The sequence below is a fragment of the Haladaptatus sp. CMAA 1909 genome, from assembly GCF_043952005.1.
Classification (GTDB): domain Archaea; phylum Halobacteriota; class Halobacteria; order Halobacteriales; family Haladaptataceae; genus Haladaptatus.
Map to the genome: position 1 here is coordinate 625293 of NZ_JBIOAV010000002.1, position 20746 is coordinate 646038.

Annotated in this window: 12 protein-coding genes; 6 read left to right on the forward strand and 6 right to left on the reverse strand. The window is 46.4% G+C overall.

Translation table 11 applies throughout. The features are described from left to right. The first annotated feature begins 257 nt into the window (after positions 1-257). The 3 genes from ACGYLY_RS21055 (at position 258) to ACGYLY_RS21065 (ending at position 4859) form a co-directional block, all read left to right on the forward strand. Entirely contained in the window at positions 258-1295 is a 1038-nt protein-coding gene (locus ACGYLY_RS21055; RefSeq protein ID WP_395284589.1) for a DUF2304 family protein, read from the forward strand. Between the two features lie 75 nt (positions 1296-1370). After that, a complete protein-coding gene (locus ACGYLY_RS21060) occupies positions 1371-3254 on the forward strand; it encodes an ArnT family glycosyltransferase (protein WP_395284588.1) in 1884 nt (627 codons plus the stop codon). Between the two features lie 570 nt (positions 3255-3824). Beyond that, the gene (locus tag ACGYLY_RS21065; protein ID WP_395284587.1) at positions 3825-4859 is read left to right on the forward strand and encodes a glycoside hydrolase; all 1035 of its coding nucleotides are present in this window, start codon (positions 3825-3827) and stop codon (positions 4857-4859) included. Positions 4860-4892: 33 nt separating this feature from the next. Here ACGYLY_RS21065 and ACGYLY_RS21070 read toward each other — a convergent pair whose 3' ends face one another. After that, the gene (locus tag ACGYLY_RS21070; RefSeq protein ID WP_395284586.1) at positions 4893-5459 is read right to left on the reverse strand and encodes a NosD domain-containing protein; all 567 of its coding nucleotides are present in this window, start codon (positions 5457-5459) and stop codon (positions 4893-4895) included. Between the two features lie 1216 nt (positions 5460-6675). Here ACGYLY_RS21070 and ACGYLY_RS21075 point away from each other — a divergent pair. After that, entirely contained in the window at positions 6676-7152 is a 477-nt protein-coding gene (locus ACGYLY_RS21075; RefSeq protein ID WP_395284585.1) for a hypothetical protein, read from the forward strand. Positions 7153-7173: 21 nt separating this feature from the next. On the opposite strand, the gene ACGYLY_RS21080 is transcribed toward ACGYLY_RS21075, so the two are convergent. The 3 genes from ACGYLY_RS21080 to ACGYLY_RS21090 form a co-directional block, all read right to left on the reverse strand. After that, positions 7174-9612 carry an alkaline phosphatase D family protein gene (locus ACGYLY_RS21080; protein WP_395284584.1) on the reverse strand — a complete coding sequence of 813 codons (2439 nt, stop codon included), beginning with the start codon at positions 9610-9612 and terminating at the stop codon, positions 7174-7176. Positions 9613-9776: 164 nt separating this feature from the next. Then, positions 9777-11609, reverse strand: coding sequence for an ArnT family glycosyltransferase (locus ACGYLY_RS21085; protein WP_395284583.1), 1833 nt, complete (start codon positions 11607-11609; stop codon positions 9777-9779). Positions 11610-11891: 282 nt separating this feature from the next. Then, positions 11892-12293: a hypothetical protein gene (locus ACGYLY_RS21090; protein WP_395284582.1), complete on the reverse strand. Its 402-nt coding sequence runs from the start codon at positions 12291-12293 to the stop codon at positions 11892-11894. A 102-nt stretch (positions 12294-12395) separates the two neighbouring features. Between ACGYLY_RS21090 and ACGYLY_RS21095 the strand changes: the two genes are divergently transcribed. Further along, positions 12396-12761 (forward strand): ArsR/SmtB family transcription factor, encoded by a 366-nt coding sequence (locus ACGYLY_RS21095; protein WP_395284581.1) that lies wholly within the window; start codon positions 12396-12398, stop codon positions 12759-12761. Between the two features lie 1783 nt (positions 12762-14544). Here the strand turns inward: ACGYLY_RS21095 and ACGYLY_RS21100 are convergent. Then, the gene (locus tag ACGYLY_RS21100; RefSeq protein WP_395284580.1) at positions 14545-15294 is read right to left on the reverse strand and encodes a hypothetical protein; all 750 of its coding nucleotides are present in this window, start codon (positions 15292-15294) and stop codon (positions 14545-14547) included. Positions 15295-16671: 1377 nt separating this feature from the next. Between ACGYLY_RS21100 and ACGYLY_RS21105 the strand changes: the two genes are divergently transcribed. Beyond that, positions 16672-17091, forward strand: a complete 420-nt coding sequence (locus ACGYLY_RS21105) for a plastocyanin/azurin family copper-binding protein (protein WP_395284579.1) — start codon at positions 16672-16674, stop codon at positions 17089-17091. Positions 17092-18257: 1166 nt separating this feature from the next. Here ACGYLY_RS21105 and ACGYLY_RS21110 read toward each other — a convergent pair. Continuing rightward, positions 18258-20072, reverse strand: coding sequence for a hypothetical protein (locus ACGYLY_RS21110; protein ID WP_395284578.1), 1815 nt, complete (start codon positions 20070-20072; stop codon positions 18258-18260). Positions 20073-20746 lie beyond the last annotated feature (674 nt).

The following is a 20746-nucleotide window of genomic DNA, read 5'->3' on the forward strand; positions in this document are numbered from 1 at the left end:
CTTTCTGATTTCATTATAATACCGGTAAATGTAAAGGCGCCTAGAGTTCATTTCACACCGTGATGATCATCCTCCTCGGATTATCTCTACGGGAACTGGTGATTGCGACGAAGCAGCAAAAACGCAACAATGACCGATTGCTGTCACCGGCACCCGCGACCCCTAGTAGTGTCGCCGGAAACCATAACGTATAATTATCGTTCTCGCAAAGCAGTCAGTTAGCTGAAACTGTGGTGCTAACTTCGACGATCCTGCAGTTGACCGGTCTTGACAGTCCGACGCTCACCATCGCGCTGGTGATCGTTGCACTCACCATCTTCCTGTGGGGGTTCGAGCGCTACCGGACGAGCTTCTCGCGGGCTGAGTTCGGCGTCGCGATCCTGCTTTCGCTGGGCGTGTTCACTATCGCCCTGTTTCCAGACGTATTCGTCCGTATCGGATCGCTTCTAGACATTCAGAGCCGACCTCTGACGATCGCGCTGGTCGTGAACGTGGCGCTGATTGCCCTGGTGCTCTACCTGTTCGCGCGGACCCGGTCGAACCAATTGCAGGTGGCTGGCCTCTCGCGGAGCCTCACTATCGAACAAGCGACGATCGATGCCGGTACCGACGAGCGGCGGATCTTCGTCGTGATCCCCGCGTACAACGAAGCTGGGAGCATCCGGGGCGTCGTCAGTTCGCTCCCGAAGTCAATCCGCGGTTACGCGGTTGAACCCCTGGTCGTCTCCGATGGTTCGACCGACGACACCTACGATCGAACTGACTCAACCGACGCGATTGTGGTCGAACACCCGATCAATCAGGGACAGGGTGGCGCACTCAAGACGGGGTTCGAGATCGCTCGACGGAATGGCGCGGACATGGTCGTGACGATGGACGCTGACGGGCAACACCCGGTCGACCAGCTCGAAGATCTCGTCGCGCCGATCCTCGAAAACCGAGCGGACTACGTCGTCGGATCTCGATACATCGGCTCTGATCAATCAGGCAATGGTATCGCTCGACAATCGGGGATCAAAGTGTTCACCGCGTTGATTAACGCGATCGCGAAGATGGAGATCACCGACTGTACGAACGGGTTCCGGGCGATCCGCGGCCCAATGCTCGACGAGCTGCGCCTAACTGAAATGCGATTCAGCGCACCTGAGCTGCTCATCGAGGCTCGTAAGAACGGCCTCCGCATCGAAGAGATCCCTGTCACCATCGCCCGTCGTGAGACCGGTGAGACAAAAAAGCCGAAGCTTGGGTACGCGGTCGGCCTCATCCGAACGATCCTCGTCACCTGGATCCGGTAACGGGTCAGTGGAAACCGTCTCACCGTCCGGCGACCAACTCGCCACGCTTTTATCACCCTCCTCCAATAAACCAGCATGCGGCGAGCTATCGCTGGCGTCCTGAATCCGATAAAACGACAGATCCGCGACGATCTCGAAGCTGACCCGTACCTCACATACATCCTCCTCTTCGCGTTCATCCTCGCCGGATTCTGGATCTGGCATCACGTCCCGAACTTCGCGACCCGCGACGAGCGCTGGCGCGTTGTCGATCCGCTGGAGGTGCTGGTGTTCTTCCATAAGGACCCCAGCGTCGAGTCCCTACGGAGGGGACTCGAACACTGGCGTCCCTACGGAGCGACGTTATACCTCTATGGAATCACCCTCATTCCCGTGATCGCGTTCGCGTTTCTGACCGGTCAGCTTGACGCATTCATGGGCATTCTCAGACCGCCCTCGGGGATGAAAGTCGACCTCTGGGCGCATTGGAACCGTACGCCTGCATGGGTCTGGACCGCGATCGTTCTCTCGTCGCGATTGATCAACGTCCTGCTGGCGGTCGGCTGCATCTATGTGATGTACCGGATTGGAACGACAATGCGAGACCGCGCGACCGGGCGACTAGCGGCGATTCTGCTGTCGCTGACGTGGGAATTCCTCATTTTGGCACACGAGGCCGGCGAGGACATCCCGGCACTGTTCTTCCTGCTGCTGGTCGTCTACTTTGCCCTCCGTTACTCCGAGACAGGCGAGGAGTCGCTATTCTACGCGGGCTGCGTCTGCAGTGGGATCGCAATCGCGTTCAAGCTCACCGCGGGTGTCAGTATCGTCTTGCTCGGGCTCGCCTACCTCCTGTACGCACGGAACCCCAAGACGACGCCACAGGAAGCGCTTGTGCGGCCGCGACTTCTCGTCCTCGGCGCCGTGCTCGGCGCGACAATGATAGTCGTCGGGTTCCCGAGCACGTTTGCCGGCGGGATCGAGGTGATTATAGACCGAGTGCACAGAGGAACAACAAACAAGGGACAGTCGTTCGGTTGGCTGATCGCCCCAAGTTGGTGGTGGATCCTGCGTGGATATCTCCACGGCCTCGGACTGCCGCTCTTCCTCGGGGCACTTGGCGGCATCGGGGCGAGCCTCCCGCTTCTGCGCGAGCGGTCGACGGCATCGAACGGGGTACTGCTGGCGCTCGCGGGAACGGCGACGTACCTCGTCGTCTATAGTCGCTGGGCCTACATTCGTGCTCACCACCTCTTCCCGACGTTCGCGTTCCTCATCATCGTCCTCGCAGTGGTCCTGGCGCGCCTCTACGACAGTAACCGATCGCTCGCGCGGCCGCTCATCGTGGTCCTTCTAATGACGAGCGGTGTGTACGCCGGCATGGGCGATCTCGGGTACGCGACCCAGCCCCGAGACCAAGCAATGTCGTGGCTATCGTCGCACGCCACGGAGAACGCGACCGTCGAGACATACTCGATGGATCCGCAGGATGCCGCAGTTCCCCACGGGATGGACGTCTACCAGCCGAGAAATCGAACGATGACGATCGGAGGGAAGACGCGAACCCTCGGCGTCAGGAAGTGGACGCTCGCTATGCCCGAGCGATGTCCCACGTACATCGAGCTCAACTATCCAGTCGGAGTACTACACCTCGCGCCCGACAACCATAGCCAACGGGCAAAGATTTTCTCCAGCCCACGGGTTGAGAGTTACTACCGCCACCTGTTGGCCGAAGACAAGTATCCCTACGAGGTCGCTGCCACGTTTGGTCCCCGTCCACGATTCCTCGATACGGACAAGCCCCGTCCGCTCTGGTGGGACATGCTCCGGACCGGACTTTTTCCGCGAACCATCCAGTACGGAGACACGCAGGACTTCGGCGTGGACCAGTATGTGATGATCCTGAAGAGGACTGGCCAATGTACACGTCCAGACGGTCGCCGTTCGCGTCCAAAGACCGGGAGAATTGGTACTTCGTGAGGAATTGCAAGGGCAATTGAGTGCGATCAAGTGCATCTCAAACCGAATCTTAATCACGAGTGCTATAGAACAGCAAATACTGTCGTCGATTCCATTTATGAATATATTCCAATTTTAATTTTCAATAATAAGATAAAATATGAAAGATGATTTTCGAGCAATAAAGAGTATTAGGTGAGATGAGAGAACTGTTCACTGATGAAAACACCTGTACTCTTGTCCTGTATTTTTAGATGTTTAAATCGGTAATTATTGTGCTCCTCGCGATAATAGTAACATTCGCGGGAACGTTATCCTTCGTTACAATTCCGTCAGTGCGAAACAAATCTCGCAGAGACACAAGAACAAATTGCTGCATGACGACGAAATACCCAGAGTTTTTGAATCTACTCCACTAGCTATTCGTTGGATACCTCTAACTTGGATAACACGGATGGCCTGTACGTTTACAAAACCCGCAGACTTATCGAAAAGTAACCATCAATGACTATTACTCGACGGCAATTCATTCGTACAGGTAGTGCAGTAGGAATCGGAATTTCTACTAGCTCTAGTGGGATCGGTGGCACCTTGACTACTGAGGATAAACCGCCAGTTGATATCAGAGGTGCTCTGTATCTTCCAAGTCGTGATTTTAACTTCTATCAAATGTGGGCCAATTACTCACCAGAAATAATCGAACGTGATCTTGGGTATGCAGCTCGTCTAGATTTAAATGCGATTCGAACCTGGGTGAATTACGAATTCTGGCTTGAGAATCCACAAGCACATGAGAAGGCGATTAACCATTTTCTTACGGCTGCATCAGACAAGAATATCAAAGTGCTATTTAGCCTGTTTGAGAATGTTGGTACAAAACCCACTCATGAAAATTTGATAGATACTAATCCACATACAGCACCACCCGTCCGCTCACCATCGCTAACCGTTGTCAAAAATCCAAATCAATGGACGAAACCCCGTCGATTTGTTCAGTGGTTCATGAACCGTTATCGAAACGACGAGCGATTATTAGCGATCGAGATAATGAACGAACCGGGATGGCGCAAAGACGTTAAGAGATTTGCAAAGGATATGTTTCGAACTCTCTCACGCAACCGTGCTTCTATCCCATTAACTGTCGGTGCAACGAGCCTTATTAACAGTGTGGACTATCTCGATTGGGGAAGCGACATACTACAATTCCATTATAATTATCCTTCGAGCAAACGGATATTCAAAGATTTGTTGCAGAATCATCGAGAATTGTCTTCGAAACTCGAGAAGCCGATTTGGTTGACCGAGTGGCAAAAGGTCGCATCGTTTGGGTGGAGAGGTTCAAATCAAAAGGTGAAAGAATGGTATCCAAACTACTCATCACTAGCTCCACTCATCCGAAAATACAGTGTTGGCAATTTCTTTTGGTCATTGATGTTAAAACCAGCATACACATTGCCGATGCGTCGGAAAGGCGTTCTCAATGGGCTGTTTTATGAAGACGGTGCCGTCTGGAGTCTACAGGATGCAAGAGAACTCAAGGCAATGTCGGGAAATCGTACGTTTTACGGCGTTGAGCGTAAGGAATGGCCCGATTGGGCTAGTTCGATCAAGCATCCACGAAGTTAAATAGTCGAAGAAGAGAAAATCTCATTCAGTGAATCAGATTCGATCGACGTTATTATGAGTGATCGTATTTCCCCACAACTTGAGATGGAGACTGTTGTCACTGCTTTTGATTCCAACCAGATTATTTTCCATCCTACTGTCTGTGGTTACTATCAGGTGGGAATCCTCGATTGAGATTCCATAAACGTTTGATGACGCCGAGACATTGTGGATTTCACCAATAGAACCATGTTGAAATGCTATACCTTCATGCCAATTAGTAACCTTCACATTAGAGATCTGTACATCATTGATGCTGGCTGTATTTATCTGAATTGCGGTCGTATGACTATTTCCCCGTCCGTCAATGGTATGTCCATTCCCATCTAGTACGACGTTTCCGGATCGGATTTCAATACAGCTTTGTGAAATGCCAGTTCCTCCACCATTTGTGATATCTGTTGTAAGCTCATATCGTCCGGGCTTATCGATTGTTGTACAGGAGTTGATTTTCTGTGTATTTAGGTAGCCAGATATCGATGGTGTCGCTTGAATCCCGACGCAAGCGGAGAGAGAAATTACAATAATTACAATGATTACTCTCCGCTCCTTCCTTTGCATAGCGACACAACGTTCTCATCCCGTATAGGATTTACCGCAATTCTCCCTATTCTCGACATTCAACTTGGAAATAATTCGGAGGGAAATATCTTCAAAAAGAGCCATGTCATGGAGACAGACTCCCAACCATAACCAACTTCCCCAGCATCGTTCTTACTGATTTTAACGGTCTATCTCACCGTTGTCCATCTATTCAACACAACAGAATGTTCATGAACTAATTCCCACCTGGAAAACACATTATCTAAGCACATTATCAGAGACCGTTGAGAATGCTACTGTCGCAGAACGATCAAGGCTTATCCCTCGGGGATACTGTGAGCGATAACGAGCCAGATAGGACTGTGAGCGGTTCTTTATTATCCATAACATCAGAGTCCGAGAACTCCATGTTTGTTAATTGAGTGCTACCATTTAACTATTCATTTAATACATGGTGAATATACGGTGTTTAGCTCAGTTCCAAAGCGGCTGGACAACACGTAGAGCGTATTTTCACAATCCGAAAAAACCAGCAGCAAACTAATTAGTATAGTTTGAGTTATGTTTTGATCGTTGAATTCCAAGCTTAATATCGCGGATCAGTAGACTCATTACAGATGTAGTTATGTAAAGCAAGCATTTTTCAGTTATTGAAACTTGACCCAAAAATCAAAACTTCGGTAAGGCATTCTTATTCTAAACAAACGGGATTGTCATATAGCGCGTTTCGATAAGCGAGGAGTAGCAAATGGTGCTTTTGATGAAATGGTTCGGTACGGAGTCTCGATGACACACGTGCAACCAAAGCGATGTCTAGGAAACTCTTGTTTAGTGACGCAGAACGGAGAATATTCGATCGGATGGCTGCCATGAGTGATACATCTCTTTTTTAAATGAATTCATTAGTCATGAGATCTCCTAATCATCTATGTAACAGCGATTCAGTCGATATTGACTTCGTTGTCAATATTTTCTTCATCTAAATATCATTGTATTATATAATTCTGATACGAATGCTATCAACAAACCTGAGCAGAATGTAGTTGATTTATATTGGTCAGCACCACATTCACTCTTGATGGTCTCCTCGCGTTATCGATTAACGAGACGAAGAGTCGTTATTTTATTTCTACTTGGTATTGTACTCTGCGTAGGAATTATCTTGGCTTTCTAGGACCCTTCTAGCGGGAACGATTTATCAATTAGACAATCACAACCAGTAAAACATTGTCGTATGATCTCCAGCCCCGGAACGTACCATATTACACAAGATATCCAAGGTGGGCAATTAGCAAAAAGTTGTATCACTATTAATGCAAGCCATGTCACTCTCAACAGAAGAGATCATATCATTATTAGAAGAGGTGTGACTGATTCAACAGCGATTCTTATTCAAAACCGGATGGGAATCACAGATGTCTCGGTCAACTCGGTACGGATCAGGCGTTGGAATCGAGGAGTGCATATAGTGAATGCGTCCCAGGTAACTGTTCAAAATGTTGATGCCTGGCTGAACGCAGAGGGAGTTACTGTTTGGAACTCGTCCGAAATTAAAATTGTTGGTGGCCGACTTACCCGTAATTTAATCGGAGTGATAGTAGATGATTTATCATCTCAGATCGCTATATCAAAATCCCACGTAGAACAAAACCAAATCAATGTGGACTGGGCTTACAATAGATCAGAAATTAAAACTACTACAAATATCTGAAGCGATTTGCAGGGAGACTGGTTAGTCCCCACTTGTTTCGTCAAACGCAAGGTGATACGGCCACCCCGGATATTGTGTGGCATCGTCTGCTGTTGGATTTTTGAACCAGGGCCAGCATTCGATAACGAACTTCTCAACGCCGTGATCAGCTCTGACAATTCCATAGCCCTCGGGTCTCAGCTCCCGGTCATACAAATCCCCGCTATTGTATTGGTCGAATTCCGCCTTCGAAATATCCGGATTCTTGACTGCCAACATCTGGAACTTGTTTCCGAACGGATCGGTGAACTCGCCGGTATACGCCTGACTCAGATCGGTGGAGCCCGCCCCGTTTGGCTCAAACCACCGGGGATAGACCGCGGCGCCTGCCGGCCCGGTGAACTGAACAGGTCCATCGGTGAAAGTGGTGATCCCGTGGCGCACGAGTGAGGGGAGATGTTGATCTCCGGCTACAATGAGCGCGCCCGCGTCGCGAAGCAGTTTGATCGCTCGATCTCGTCCTTGCTTCGGCCAGCCATTCGTATCATAGAATCCCTTCAATTCACCGTCCGGTGTCGTGCGAGCACTCGCGAAGATCGTTTGAGTCACGCAAATCCGAGGTAACCCATCGTCGCGGGTGGCCCATTGTGCTAAGAATTTAGCTTGTCGATCACCGATAAGTTGCTTATCTTCCCAGAACCATCTGCTTTCGCTCGGTCCGTCCTTGAATTTGCGGCCGGTAAGCAGCGCGAAATTTACCCCACCATACGTGAATGAGCCATAATAGACGTTGATCCCGTTATTAATCGGGGTTGGATCATACGGATCGGGATTGTGACTACACTGGATGCGTTGAGCGAGCGTGACGAATTCGGGTGAATGCGTGTACCCTCCGTCGTGGCGACCCTCGTTCTTCGACACGGTGTCACCACCCGATCCCCAGAGATTTGGCTGATAGACATCGTGATCGTCGGACAAGATGATCGTCGGTGTATCACGCGTGAGGGTACGGAATGACCATACCCAGAGTAACCATCGGTAAAGAAAGTCAAGCTTAGGGTTGTCGTCTTTCGGCTTTCTCGTTGGACTTTGTTCATAGAACTGATCGCCAACAAATAGCAACAGATCAGGGTCATGTGAGCCGGCATTCTTCGTAAGATCCGGATAGGGGAAGTATATGTTCGCCGGCGTGTACCTGCCTAGTACCGCCGTACCTGCAGCATTCATTGTAGGAGCGGACTCGTCGAGACGCTGCCCTGTCGCACTCGTGCAACTGAAGAGTGCAATCGTCGTTTCCTCACTCGCTTTGGGATCGGCAGGAATCGTCCCCTCATACTGCCAATCTGTTCCGGTCTCATCCGTGTAGTTCACACGATACTCCCAGGGTTGAGTCGTATCCCAATCCTCAACACGGAAGCACGACGTGTAGCCTTCTGTGACCTTAGCATGCTCCGTGTGCCATGACTCGGAAATAGTGGACTTGTTTGTCGAACGATACTGAAAGCGAATCGTGTTGGGGGCCGATTTGCCAACCGGGAGGAGTTGGGTCGTGAGTTTCAGCAGGGACTTGCGCGTATCGATAGAAAAGAGCGTTCCCGCGATTGGACCGAATGTACGTTTGGGAAACGTAGCTATTTTGGCGCCACTCGTCGTGAACTCCTTGAACCACCATCGAGGCCCATCTTGTTTTGGGAGTGGGGAAGATACGAACGAGATGCCCCCAGTCAGTACGTCTTCGGAAATGCCATCACATCGTGCGGCTGCACGAAGGCTCCCGCTTTCTTTATCGATGGCTTTGAGAACGATGGTGAATGTCGCATCGTCTTGCGGTAAGATGTCAAGTAGAAGTCGGATTTCGTCATCGGATGTCGGCTCGGGAGCGGGACCCTCCTGCTTGGTTATCGGGAGCGTTTCGTATGCTATCGGCGTTCGTTCATTCGTGTGGTCTCTGAACCGGACGTGTCCGTCGGTCTCGTACGTACAGAGCAAGCCACCGCCGACACCCGAGCTACGTTGAGTGAGAGCTGCGGCACGGTAATCAAGATCGGAGGTGCCGGTACCGAGAAGGAAACCTGAAAATCCGTCGCCGTCATCGCTTCCAGAGATACCGGTCGTTACCCGGAGGTGGCCTGGTTTATTGCCGGGACTGATTTCGCGGGTAAGCGCAGCGACGGTTCGAAGTTCGTATCCCGCTTCACCACGGAGACACTCGATCCGGCCGTGGTTGTACCGCCAGTCCTGTAGACGATTGCCCCAGAATTCAGGGCCAAGCCAATGGCGACGGGTGTCTGGAGAGGTGGCAGTCCCGACCTCGGACGGGTCCTGCAAGTGTGGGTCGAGTGAGACGTCGCCATTTCCAGAGAGGAAGCTACACCCTGGTAGGGCGACAGATGCACCGAGTGAGGTGGCGCCGACCATAAACAACCGACGATCGATCTGAGGGGAATTCGAATCATCCTCTAGTGAAGGCTCCTTATCCATCTTAAATTGCTCAATAGGAAACCTCTATGCAAAAATAAAAAAGTTCTTCGGTGAGCAACCAAACCGAGACTGATTAACTCTACTCAGTAGATGAGTCTTGTCCGATCAATTGTCAGTTTGATCATGAACCTGTTCATCAATTTAGCACCTGGATTGAGAACCACTCACCGTGATACGTTGCATCCCCCAGTCCGCTTTAAAATCACGATATATTGATCAACTCCAAAGTCTTGCGGATCACCATACTGAATCGTTCGAGGAAAAAGGCCAACTCGGAGAAGTTCCCACCATTGTGATCGCGGGATTTGTGTTTTGAGGAACCGAGGTTGTGGACCAAATGTGCGGGTAATGTTGTAGGGGTATTTGTTTTCAGCTAATAAATCGCGATAATATTTTGTCAATCTCGGATCAGAGAGCCGTCTTGCGTGCTCACTGTGGTTATCTGAAGCGAGGTACAGTACTCCGGTGTTGTAGCTTAGTTCGATATAAGTAGGACATCGTTTTGGCATCAATAATATCCATCTAGTGTAAGAGGGTGTCCGGTTTTTTCCGTTAATTTTCATTTCCCTATCGTACGGCCAATCCACTGCCATTCCATGTGGAATCGCCGCTTCTTGAGGGTCACTCACATATATCTCAACAGTACTATTTTCGGAAGCATGTGATGCTAGCCATTTTGTAGCATTATCTCGTGGCTGGCTAGCATATCCAAGATCACCGACGCTAGCATACAATCCGCTTGTTACGATTAAAAAAAGCAAGAGCGGTCGTGCAAGCGACCGATTACTATCATATAGCCGCATCAACATCACTGCGAGGATCAGAATGAGTAACGGAAAGGTCGGCAACAAATGGTGGGTACGAAGATATGCCCATCGAGAAAGCACGACGAGAACAGTTGTGATGCCTACTAACGATAAAATAATACCATCTGTTGCAAGAGATCGCTCTCGAAGTTGAGAAATACTCGCTAGTGCGGCAGTTATCACTCCTATAAATAAGGGTAAGCCAAATCCATTCAAATATCCACGAAGTATCCACCACCAACTTGGTTTAACTCGCCAGCCAAATGTTGATCCCTTATTGTTCGATTTTAACAGTATCCAATTTGTAAGCGTTTCGATTCCACCGACTAATACACTAGGATAGCCAACGTAGATCGTTACAAAGCCGAGGAACGCACCAATGAGCAAAAGTTGAGGTCGCATAAGTTCCGCTCGAAGTGATGTGTCTGGTCTTCTTGCTCGAAGGAGGTATGCGACTCCGAGTAGCAGAATGCTAATACTTGCAGTGAGCTTGAACGTAATAGCAACCCCCCCACAGACACATCCTAAATAAAAGATTTTCTCCTTCCCTGTTTTAACATATTGTAGAGCGAAGTAGAATACGAGCAAAAGGAAAAACAGAGCTGGAATGTCTTCTCCTGCTTCATGTGCTAGAACGACAAACCCCCAGGAAATAGTGAGTAAAATCGCCGCTAATCGACCAGTTGCACGGTCACGCATCGTTGTTCCGATCCGATACATGACATAAACACAACCGACTGCAAGTATGACATTGACAAAGCGTGCAAGCAGTATACTTGATGTCCAAACCCAGCGTGGCGTTTGGTTCCAGAGAATCAACAAGTTATCTGATCTGAGATTTGGGATAGCTGAAAACACGTCCAGCTGCCCAGTAATGAACGCATATATGAAGATAGGAAGGAAAACGAATCCATATAAATAAAAAGTTGCACCAAATGATTTTCCATAGAGAACACCTTTTTTGAGAGATTTTATACTGGGATCAGCAGCAAAAAATCCAACTGCTTCCATTGAGTCGATAATACGCCAACGTTCATCTCGAGTCGCAAAATTTGGAACACGATGCCATATCCAGAATCCAGCGAGTATGAATGAGTAAAGAAGAATGTAGGAAAGAAATGGATCGGCTTTGAGATCGGCTTTGACTTGTCGCTTCACTTGAGACACAGAATCAGAAATTACTCGTCGCATATCCCTTGTCGGGGTTCCTCTGACAAAAAAATAGCGAATTTTCAATTTGAGCCAATTAAAATAACCATATGTGTTCTGAATTAGGGGACTGTCCTCTCCCGGGATCAACATCTCGAATGAAACGATTAATCATTGCTTGAGCTTCGATTGACAACCACACTTTACGTTGCTTTCGACCGTTCTGACTCTCAATCGTGTCTTTGTCGTTCGTTACCTCTAGTTCATGATGGCTACCCTTGTCTATCCAAGAGGTATCCGAAGAAGTGTCGCGGAGAACGTCTATCACGCTTTGTGCTTTGTTTTATCAACAAATTGATACTCGGTGATACCGGCAAAGTGTTTGATGTCTGCACGGTCATGTGTCCGTCGGACGACCCGAAGTACTTTCCGTCGGTGTGGACGTTTCGAGGATGAAAAGACGACCCATACCGTGTCGATATTCCTGACTTGTTTTCGAATCGCCGGACGAAGTGGCCCTGTAATATCACCGACTGTCGGCATGCCCGCTCGGTCGAAGTAATATCCAAATGGTGATGATGACTTTCGTTTGTCGACGATAATCAAATCATCAGGCGAATAGCCTTGGTCGACGAACTGAGCGGCGGATTCGAATTCTCGTTTCTGATGATCTCTATACTGAAAACTATTCAGGGCAACCGAGTTGAGTAAGATAATAGCGAGCAATACTGTTCGGACATTAGGTGGCGGGATGAGTGCAACACCACGCGCGAAAAGCAAAGTTTCAGAATCGCTGTTTATTTATATCCCCGAATAATGAGCCCACCTGTGAGTAAGGATTGGGAGGCAGACAATATCTTTGAAGTCTTGGGTAATGCCCAAGCACGGCAGATACTTGTCCTCGCCGATTTAAAGCCAATGTCGGCACAAGAGCTCGCAGATCGGTGTGAAACATCACTTCCCACAATCTATAGACGCATTAATGAATTAGTGGATTATGATTTACTACGTAAACAACTGCAAAAGGAGGATGGAACACAGTATCAAGTCTTTAAAACCGATCTTAAGAAAGTGTGCTTTGAAATTGAAAACGGGGGGTTCATTGTAGATGTCCAGATACGACAACAAATGGTTGATCAGTTCGAAGGATTCTGGCAAGATTTGCAGGAATTCAATGAACAGGAAGATAGGTGAATAATGTTAGAGATACTACCCAATTTCACATCACAACCAGAATCGGGAATTGGGATTTTCGGCTTCATTCTAGTTAATATAATAACGCTTATTTTTGGAAGTGTCTTATCGATTCTTAGTTACCGTGTATATAGCCAACGAGGTAATCAATCATTCAAAGTCGCAACTTTAGGATTTGTAACAGTCACTGTCGGAACAATTGTGGAAGCAATCTATGAAATTGGAATTCGAAGAAGTTTCGAACTCACTGGTCAAGAGTTAATTACGCTCCATACAATAGAAAGCTTATTGTTGGCAATCGGACTTGGGCTCCTTTTTTATTCAATTGTTCATAGATAGATACAATTAAAATTATATTTATCTAAAATAAGAATAGAACAAATTTGGATCAATATAAGACAGTACAATGTAAAATCCAGCAATAATTGATGACAATATGACAACAATGGATAAAAATATTCGAGTGATCTCCTTCTCTCGTTTCATTATTCCCCATAGCATACCTGGCGCTCTGACCTCATGAGACTTTTGTATTCCTCTGGCTTTCATCATTTGAACGCGATCTTCGAACCATTCTTTTGTACTTTGTCTATCTCGAATGGCACTCTGATTTCAGAAGTTGAAAATATGTCCCATTACACAGCTAATACTGTAAAGGCCATAGAGCTCTCCCTTGCTCAATTGTGGGAAAACCTTCTACAGTCGCCGGCTTCAATACCTCAAATAGAGCACTGCATTTCAGTAATTGAAAAAGGTCCTCAACGTCCCATGGGATAGAGGAAGAATAGCGAACGAAAAATGAATTGCTGAAATCGGAATTAATGTTATGTATGAATTTATGTTTAATTAGAGGATGAAACGCTATAATCGAGATCGTCAATATCGCTACGAATTAGTTTACCGCCACAATCTGGACAGACAATATGCGGAGTAATCGCTGGTTGGGTATTACCACATCTTGTACATTCATACAGCTCATACTCTTCGTTTGCATCCCGTAACCGATCAAGTAGCAACTGGAAAATTGACATAATTAGCTCCCATCTGAGTCTATTACTTTTAGATTAATAAGAGTTCACCTCCAAAATGGTAGCCAAGAGAGTGAGATGGTAGCACACTTTAACTAATTCATACGTTTTTCCTTAGGAACATTGCAGAACACAATATAATCAATCCTACAATCATTACAAGAACTGCAAGGGAAATGGACATACCGTAAAAAAAGGTAACCAAAGGATCCTTTAATTATAAATATATTTATAGATGCGATAGCAAGTAAAATCAATTCTAAGCCGATAAATCGTGCGGCTAATGGACTTCTATACAACCGTCTCTTGCTTCGAGCCGACGTGTCACTCATTTGCCGTGGGTATGAATTAGCCTACTCTCGCTTTGTCTTTGGGGTTCAGTTAAGCAGTCAAAGATCGATTCTCATACTCAAAATTCTGTATTTGAATAGCAAGACATGCTTCTAATCCTCTTTAGTAAATAGATTAGCTGTGGTCCCAAACAAATGCTCCCCAATAACAGGACAATTTATTTAGTTCTCGACGGGGCAAAATGGGTATGAACTATTTGACATTAAGATTTGTACCAGCAATATATAATTCGTACGGACACTGATCGATACGCATTCTAACGAACGGGATGCTGCAAATCAACCCATACATTGTGAGGTAGCCGAGAAATCCCCATAGGAAATCAGTATTGGCTAATTAGAAGAAATAGTCGCAACCCTTTCGGGAATTCGTCCCTCGGAAAGAAAGAGTTCCTTGCATGCAGATTAGAACAGACTAGTGAAAAACGACACCAATGATTCCAAGGCCGAAACAAAACCGCTCCAAATCTGACCAAAGATCGATTGACCTTCATTTATATTTTTATCGTCAGATGGTTTTGATGATGTCGCGTGTTTGCTACTCTCTTTTTGTTTTTTGTTTCTTGCCGTCTCCTGTGGTGGAGACTCTTGTTGGCATGTCTTAGATGAGATCGTGACTGGTTTAGTCATATCGAGTTTTGTTCGGGAGGGGTCGTTCATGTTTCCGGACAGAAACTCCCACTGCTTTACTTTCCCGCTGTTTTCATCCGATAGAATGGCGTTCTCGTTAAATTGAGGATAGATAGTAAACTCAAACTGATTTCCTAATCCACGATAAACGAATCCATCCGAGCTCCCGCTGTCCCATGCCCAACTAATGTTAACACTCGCAGATTCCTTCCCCTTCCAATTTCTGTTCTTTGAGTAGTCCCAGGTATCGAGGTTCGTTGACGAATTGTACGAGTCGTCCTTAACAACGAGCTTGCCTTTAGCCGGGAGATTCGTGACTCGGAACGTAACTGCACCGCCGTCTCCAGCATCGATCTTATCGTGAACCGCCACCAGACTCAGCCCATTGGGTCCCTCGTACAGGAAGAGAATACTCGTGTTCTTCCGTTGGAGTTCCTCCGAGCCGAACGAGGCGTACTTGTGAGAGGATGGATTTGTCTTCGGAGTACGATAGTCATAGAACTGTTTGACTGGGAGTCCAGACATCGACAGCGGTGCAATAGGAATACACTTGCCGTTTTGTTCTAAGGTGTATTGTGGGGAACGACTAGACTGGCGAGCACTTGCCGCTGAGATACCACCAACCAAGGCTATCGAGGCAATCGTCCTCTGAATAAACTGACGACGATTGATGTGACTTGAGCTTACGGGCATGCTATCACGACGAATAAGTACATCTATTGTCTTTGTTCCGTTCCACCTAATTCGAATTAGACAGTGGCAAACAACTTGAGAATGAGGAATCATCAAAGGAAAAGTTACTTTACAGTAGTACGACAACTATTGTATGATAATAATTATAAAATATTATATTTGTAATATAAATTAAATTTTTAGTTTGGTAAATTAAATTGCTGGTTTTGCAAGACAAAACAGAGGAGATCTGTTTAAGAAAGTTGGACTGGATAGAACACTTCTTGGAGCTCGCCAAAAACAGTCTTCAAATGAGTGGTCAGGGAGTCTTGGCGAAGAAAGTTTTCCAATTTGTCTTTCACAAGACCTCTACGCGTGCGTTGAAACCACACTTAATGGCCTCCCAGCAATGGATTTAGATTCAAACGGGTTTCCTCCTTCTCAGCGTAACGAAGCAATTGATCTTCTTCGAAAAGCTGGTGCAATGGTTCTTTCAGGAGATAGACACCTTGCTACCCTTGTTCGCCATGGAGTCACAACGCACACCGATGATCAACTGTATGTTTTGACTCTATTGTTTAATAGAACCAATATCCAATTAGGCTTTTGGCAGCCAAGATCATAAAATATCGTTTGTAGATTGCTACATTAGGGAAAGAATGATACTGCGAGAGTGATGAAGAATGCCGCAATAGTCAATATATGTCGCTTCGACAAACTAGCTTCCACTTTATAAGAATCTTAGCGATTTCAGAATTTGAAATCTGAACCCTCGAGAGGACTCCAAATCCTCCATGTAATACTGTATCGCTAGCTATCCGGTAGTTAATCCTGCTGAATTGCCTTTACAGTCGTAGTACTGTGACGAAGCAGTTTTTCAAAAACTGAATGCGGCTGGGCCCTGACTATTATAGCGGAATTATTCACAAAGGTGGAGATCGGACTACATAATTCAATAAGAATCAATCAAACAAAAAATGGCCAATCATGCTACAAAATTTAAACAGCATTTAGTTTCATGCCCCACAAAATTGGATAAGACTGTCTATCTGAAAAAAGAGATGCGATGCAATTTTCAACACACAAAGCGAAGCAATGTGGAAGTGGTCATACTAACTGACATGGAGAAGATAGGTATACAGACATAATTCGCAAAAAAAACGCTTGCCCCATTTTCAGTGATTAGGAATCCCCAGGAAGTATTTAATAATCGCAGCCTGAAAGTCTACTATGAGACGTCGAGCATATTTAGCTGGTGCTACTGTATCTTTGGCTACTAGTTTAACTGGCTGTGCAAATTTGATTCTTGGCTCCAGTCGCTTAAACGGAGATATTTCTATGGGTTCGCAGTCTTTCAACCCACAGAAGTTCGAAACAAAAATAGGAGAAACCGTTGTGTGGGCAAATACTGATATGCGCAGACATAGTGTTACTGCGTACGAAAATGCTATCCCGAAAAATGCAGAATACTTTGCCTCCGGTGGCTTCGAGTCCGAACAGGCAGCTCGTGATGCTTGGCGGAAGGGCCATGGCACGGTTGATCCGAAAACTACATTCAAACGCACCTTTGAAATCCCTGGAACCTATTCGTACTTCTGTGTTCCTCACGAGATGGAAGGAATGACAGGGAGGATTATTGTAAAAGAATGATTTTAGTATCGAAAATCAGTAATCGGCCCTATTTATTACGAGTGGTCTTCGATTGTGTGAAGCTTTGATGGCAAGGTTGCTTGCGCCATGTATTTACATCCTCTAGAACACAGATATAAACCTAGCATAAAAAAGAGCAGTAGCTCAATTGGGACGCCATATTTGCTTATTAATTGATCGATCGATAGGTAAGCGAATACACTCCCGATAATGGTCCACGAAATAATATTCAAGGTCTTCTCCATCAGAAAAAATCTGACAAGACGAACCTCCCTGGATTGATCGATATTCACCTCCAAGATTTCTGGATCGGAATTCTCTATGGGCATCCCATTTCGTAATAAGGGTTCAGTCTTGATTAATCTTTATGATAGTAGTACTACGTGTTGGAAATTGAGTTCCACGGGCCCAAGGAATATGGTATTCCCCGGTATTTAAATGAAGTATTATGTGCAGTCTTTAATTGAGTATGAACAGCACAATCTTCGGACTGTTCGCTTTTTGAATTGGCTCAATTAAACATAGTCTATAGTAACTGCCTTCCGCAATGTGGACAAGATTCATGATATTCTTTCACTGTGTTTCCACATCCAGCGCATTCAAAATCGACACCCGAAAAGAACAATGAATTGTTTCGAAGAGATTTCCAAAGGTCAGTCAATTTCCTCATAGTAGCTGATGAGAAGGATTCAGATGTAAGTCTGTTGGTGATAAATGATCGAAAGCCATACTGTAACTACGGCTTTTCTGGTCATTAACGGCAAATCACTGCACACTAAAAGATCGTTAACAAATGCCAACAACTGCTTCATAGAATATCTAGTGATGGCTCTCTTGTTGATGAAGTGACTGCTCATACTATCAATAGCGGTCGGGAGATGCTTAGTGCTGTGCTTTCGACGGCTCAGACGCATCTGCAAAAGGTTTTATCATTTTCTTCAGTTGGCAGCCTGTGCCACCCTGTTCCTACTCCATGCTCTAGGGACTTAGCAAGCGTTCATTCCATCAGTGCTCTCGTCAGTCGAATACCTGTCGAAGAGGTGCTAAACTAACAGTGACGAATCAGCGGAATCCCAGAAATCCGACTACTCCTTCTCCGATTGTTTGGAGCAACCGAAGACGGCATATCGATAACCAATCAAGAAAATAGCTTCGTGGCATAAATGCTATTCTGATGTCCGTAGATAATACAATTGGAATCCATCACTAGACTGTACACGAGCGATCCTCGGTTGATTCTCTAGGGACCGGAACCCTCGTCGAGGGAATCGAAGCCCATTGTATACACGAATTTCACGCTGTCGACCAGTAGCGGTAATTGGCAAGTAGTGACTTGAGTTATAATAGTTCACTAAGTATGACCCAGTAAAGTTCTTCCCAGTTGCAGGAGTATCAGCGTAGAGACTGTCACCGAGGAACTCGCGAGGATCTCTTTCCCGAACTCCATACAATGCATCAGCGTACCGCGTTCCAGGCGCACGTAACCCGATGAATGACGAGTTTCCCCTGTTAGCAAATGCGGTTTCATAGCCAGTTACTTCTCCCTCGGTTACATGCTCCGATGGTTGGAAAACATACGGTGAATGAAACAGAGTCGCTCCAGAAAGAACCAGTAGTGCGATGAAAAATATTGTGAGAGGAGATTTCACTAACTCCGTCCGTTTTATATGGTGATCAAGATAGTCAATAAAGTGTGTCAATCCAATCGCGCCGAAAATCGTAGTAATCACCATAATAAACCCAAGTTGGCGAAAATGGAATTTTCCGGTACTTGTGACGAGATAGGCTCCAAAAAGTGTAAACAGAGGAATATAGGCGACGAAGAAATAGTTGCTAAATTGGTTAACTCGCGATGTGGAAAGACGATTGCTCACACCGGCAAGCAGCGTTAGGGCGGTAATCACGCAGAAAATGAAACTGATTAAGAACAGTTTGAGAAACATCGACTCAAGACTTCCACCGATTTGTGTGAGACCACCAGCTTGTTGGGTGATATCTTTTGCAGCAGTATTCGATCGAAAGAGAAGCTGACGGACAAGATATCTCGCTGAGCCACTGGCACGCTGATGCGTTGGCATCCATATCAGGAACAAAATACCAAGAAACACAGTCTGGCCGAACAATGACCGATGCTGTCCAGCGATAGCGTGATTGGAACAGAATAAAGAATAGAGCCACTGAACGCCAACAATAGAGCCGTACACAATCAATACGTTAGCCGTCTGTTGAGGATGCACGAGTAGAATTGCAATAGAGGAAAGCGCAAGTAATACTCCAAACGGAGTTTTAACGAAGGGAATTTTACTTTTCTCGTCGCCGGTGAGATACCGGACAGCAAGGAAGAGAACAAGAGGAAAGAAGAGTACTGCTTGTGATGCGGGGTGTGGCTGCACAAAAAGGCTGATTCCATTGATCGGTAGCAATAGACACGCAGAGAGCGCTCCGAACACTATTGAGAGTTTGTGAGGGTCGAGCGCTCGTGTACAGAGTGGAAGGAATAGAAGATAAAGAAGAACGAATGAAACAACGGTCAACAGCAAGGCTCTATTGAGAGGAAGGCCGGTAGCAGTACTAATGATGACCGAGATCGTATGGATCCCCGGATAGAGTAACTCGGTAGGATTCATGGCTCCGGCGCTGATTTCGCGTGCCCATCCGAGATGGGTCAATGCATCTCCATGACCGAAAAAATAATACCCTCGAATGACTGGAAGACTCACAACCGTCAAAATACAAGTTCCAGAGAGGATGAGTGCGAGGTGCCGTAGAGGTCCAATCGTCCGGAACGCTAGGATAGCAGCAATGAAAAGCGCAATACCAACACCAATCCAGAACGCTACTGGAGTGGCCTGATAGATTGAGAGTTCGTATGATTTTGCCGGGTCTCTATGTGCTATAAGCGCCGATATTGCGAGTGATAAAAATCCAACAAGGAGTGTTGCTTTTTGTGCACGTTGGTTTGAGATATAGTTTGGTGCCATTAAGATCGCTACAGAACAATCGGTAGTTCAGTAGTTTGTTATACACTGATTACGACTCTTTTGCAACCTCATTTCCCGTGGGTCAGATACACACACCTACATTCTCCTCTGGCGGATAGGACATATTTTCGTTTACTGTCTCTGTGGGGGAACGATATCAAATGCAAGCAGTGACATCCCGGCCTGGATGATAAGAATCGTAACAAGTGTTTGTCCGCGAATCTCTCTAAATCGCTCGGGTGCAAGTGACAGCGAGACTGATTCAATCATAATCGCCAGAATCGGTGTCGACAATGGCGTTAGAATGGCTACTACAGGGAATACCAACCCATTCCCACTGAAAGGAGCACCAACATCAAGAGTGATGCACCAATGAGGATAGCGACACAAATAACCATGCTATGAGCCATTGATGAAGGAACCTGGGTTTGAACTCGGGTTATTTATTAGGATTCTATTTTCAGTCCAAAATCAAGGTGGTACTCAAAACATGGTCTCGAAACCACTGATCGCCACAACGAAATATCGCCATTGAATGGAGTAGAAGACCTGATTCATGCTGGCGAGCGGGTTCGCTCAAGAGAGAAACGAGAGAAATAGTAAATAACATACGGTGTGATGAGAGAGAAACAACCAATGAATCCATCAAAGTTACATCAATCAGCTAGTTTAAC

Excerpts from the sequence above, each read along its gene's own strand:
- ACGYLY_RS21070 (WP_395284586.1), bottom strand. The coding sequence starts at position 5,459 with ATGCAAAGGAAGGAGCGGAGAGTAATCATTGTAATTATTGTAATTTCT.
- ACGYLY_RS21100 (WP_395284580.1), bottom strand. The coding sequence starts at position 15,294 with ATGTCTGGACTCCCAGTCAAACAGTTCTATGACTATCGTACTCCGAAG.
- ACGYLY_RS21075 (WP_395284585.1), top strand. The coding sequence starts at position 6,676 with ATGATCTCCAGCCCCGGAACGTACCATATTACACAAGATATCCAAGGT.
- ACGYLY_RS21080 (WP_395284584.1), bottom strand. The coding sequence starts at position 9,612 with ATGGATAAGGAGCCTTCACTAGAGGATGATTCGAATTCCCCTCAGATC.
- ACGYLY_RS21060 (WP_395284588.1), top strand. The coding sequence starts at position 1,371 with ATGCGGCGAGCTATCGCTGGCGTCCTGAATCCGATAAAACGACAGATC.
- ACGYLY_RS21110 (WP_395284578.1), bottom strand. The coding sequence starts at position 20,072 with ATGGCACCAAACTATATCTCAAACCAACGTGCACAAAAAGCAACACTC.
- ACGYLY_RS21085 (WP_395284583.1), bottom strand. The coding sequence starts at position 11,609 with ATGCGACGAGTAATTTCTGATTCTGTGTCTCAAGTGAAGCGACAAGTC.
- ACGYLY_RS21105 (WP_395284579.1), top strand. The coding sequence starts at position 16,672 with ATGAGACGTCGAGCATATTTAGCTGGTGCTACTGTATCTTTGGCTACT.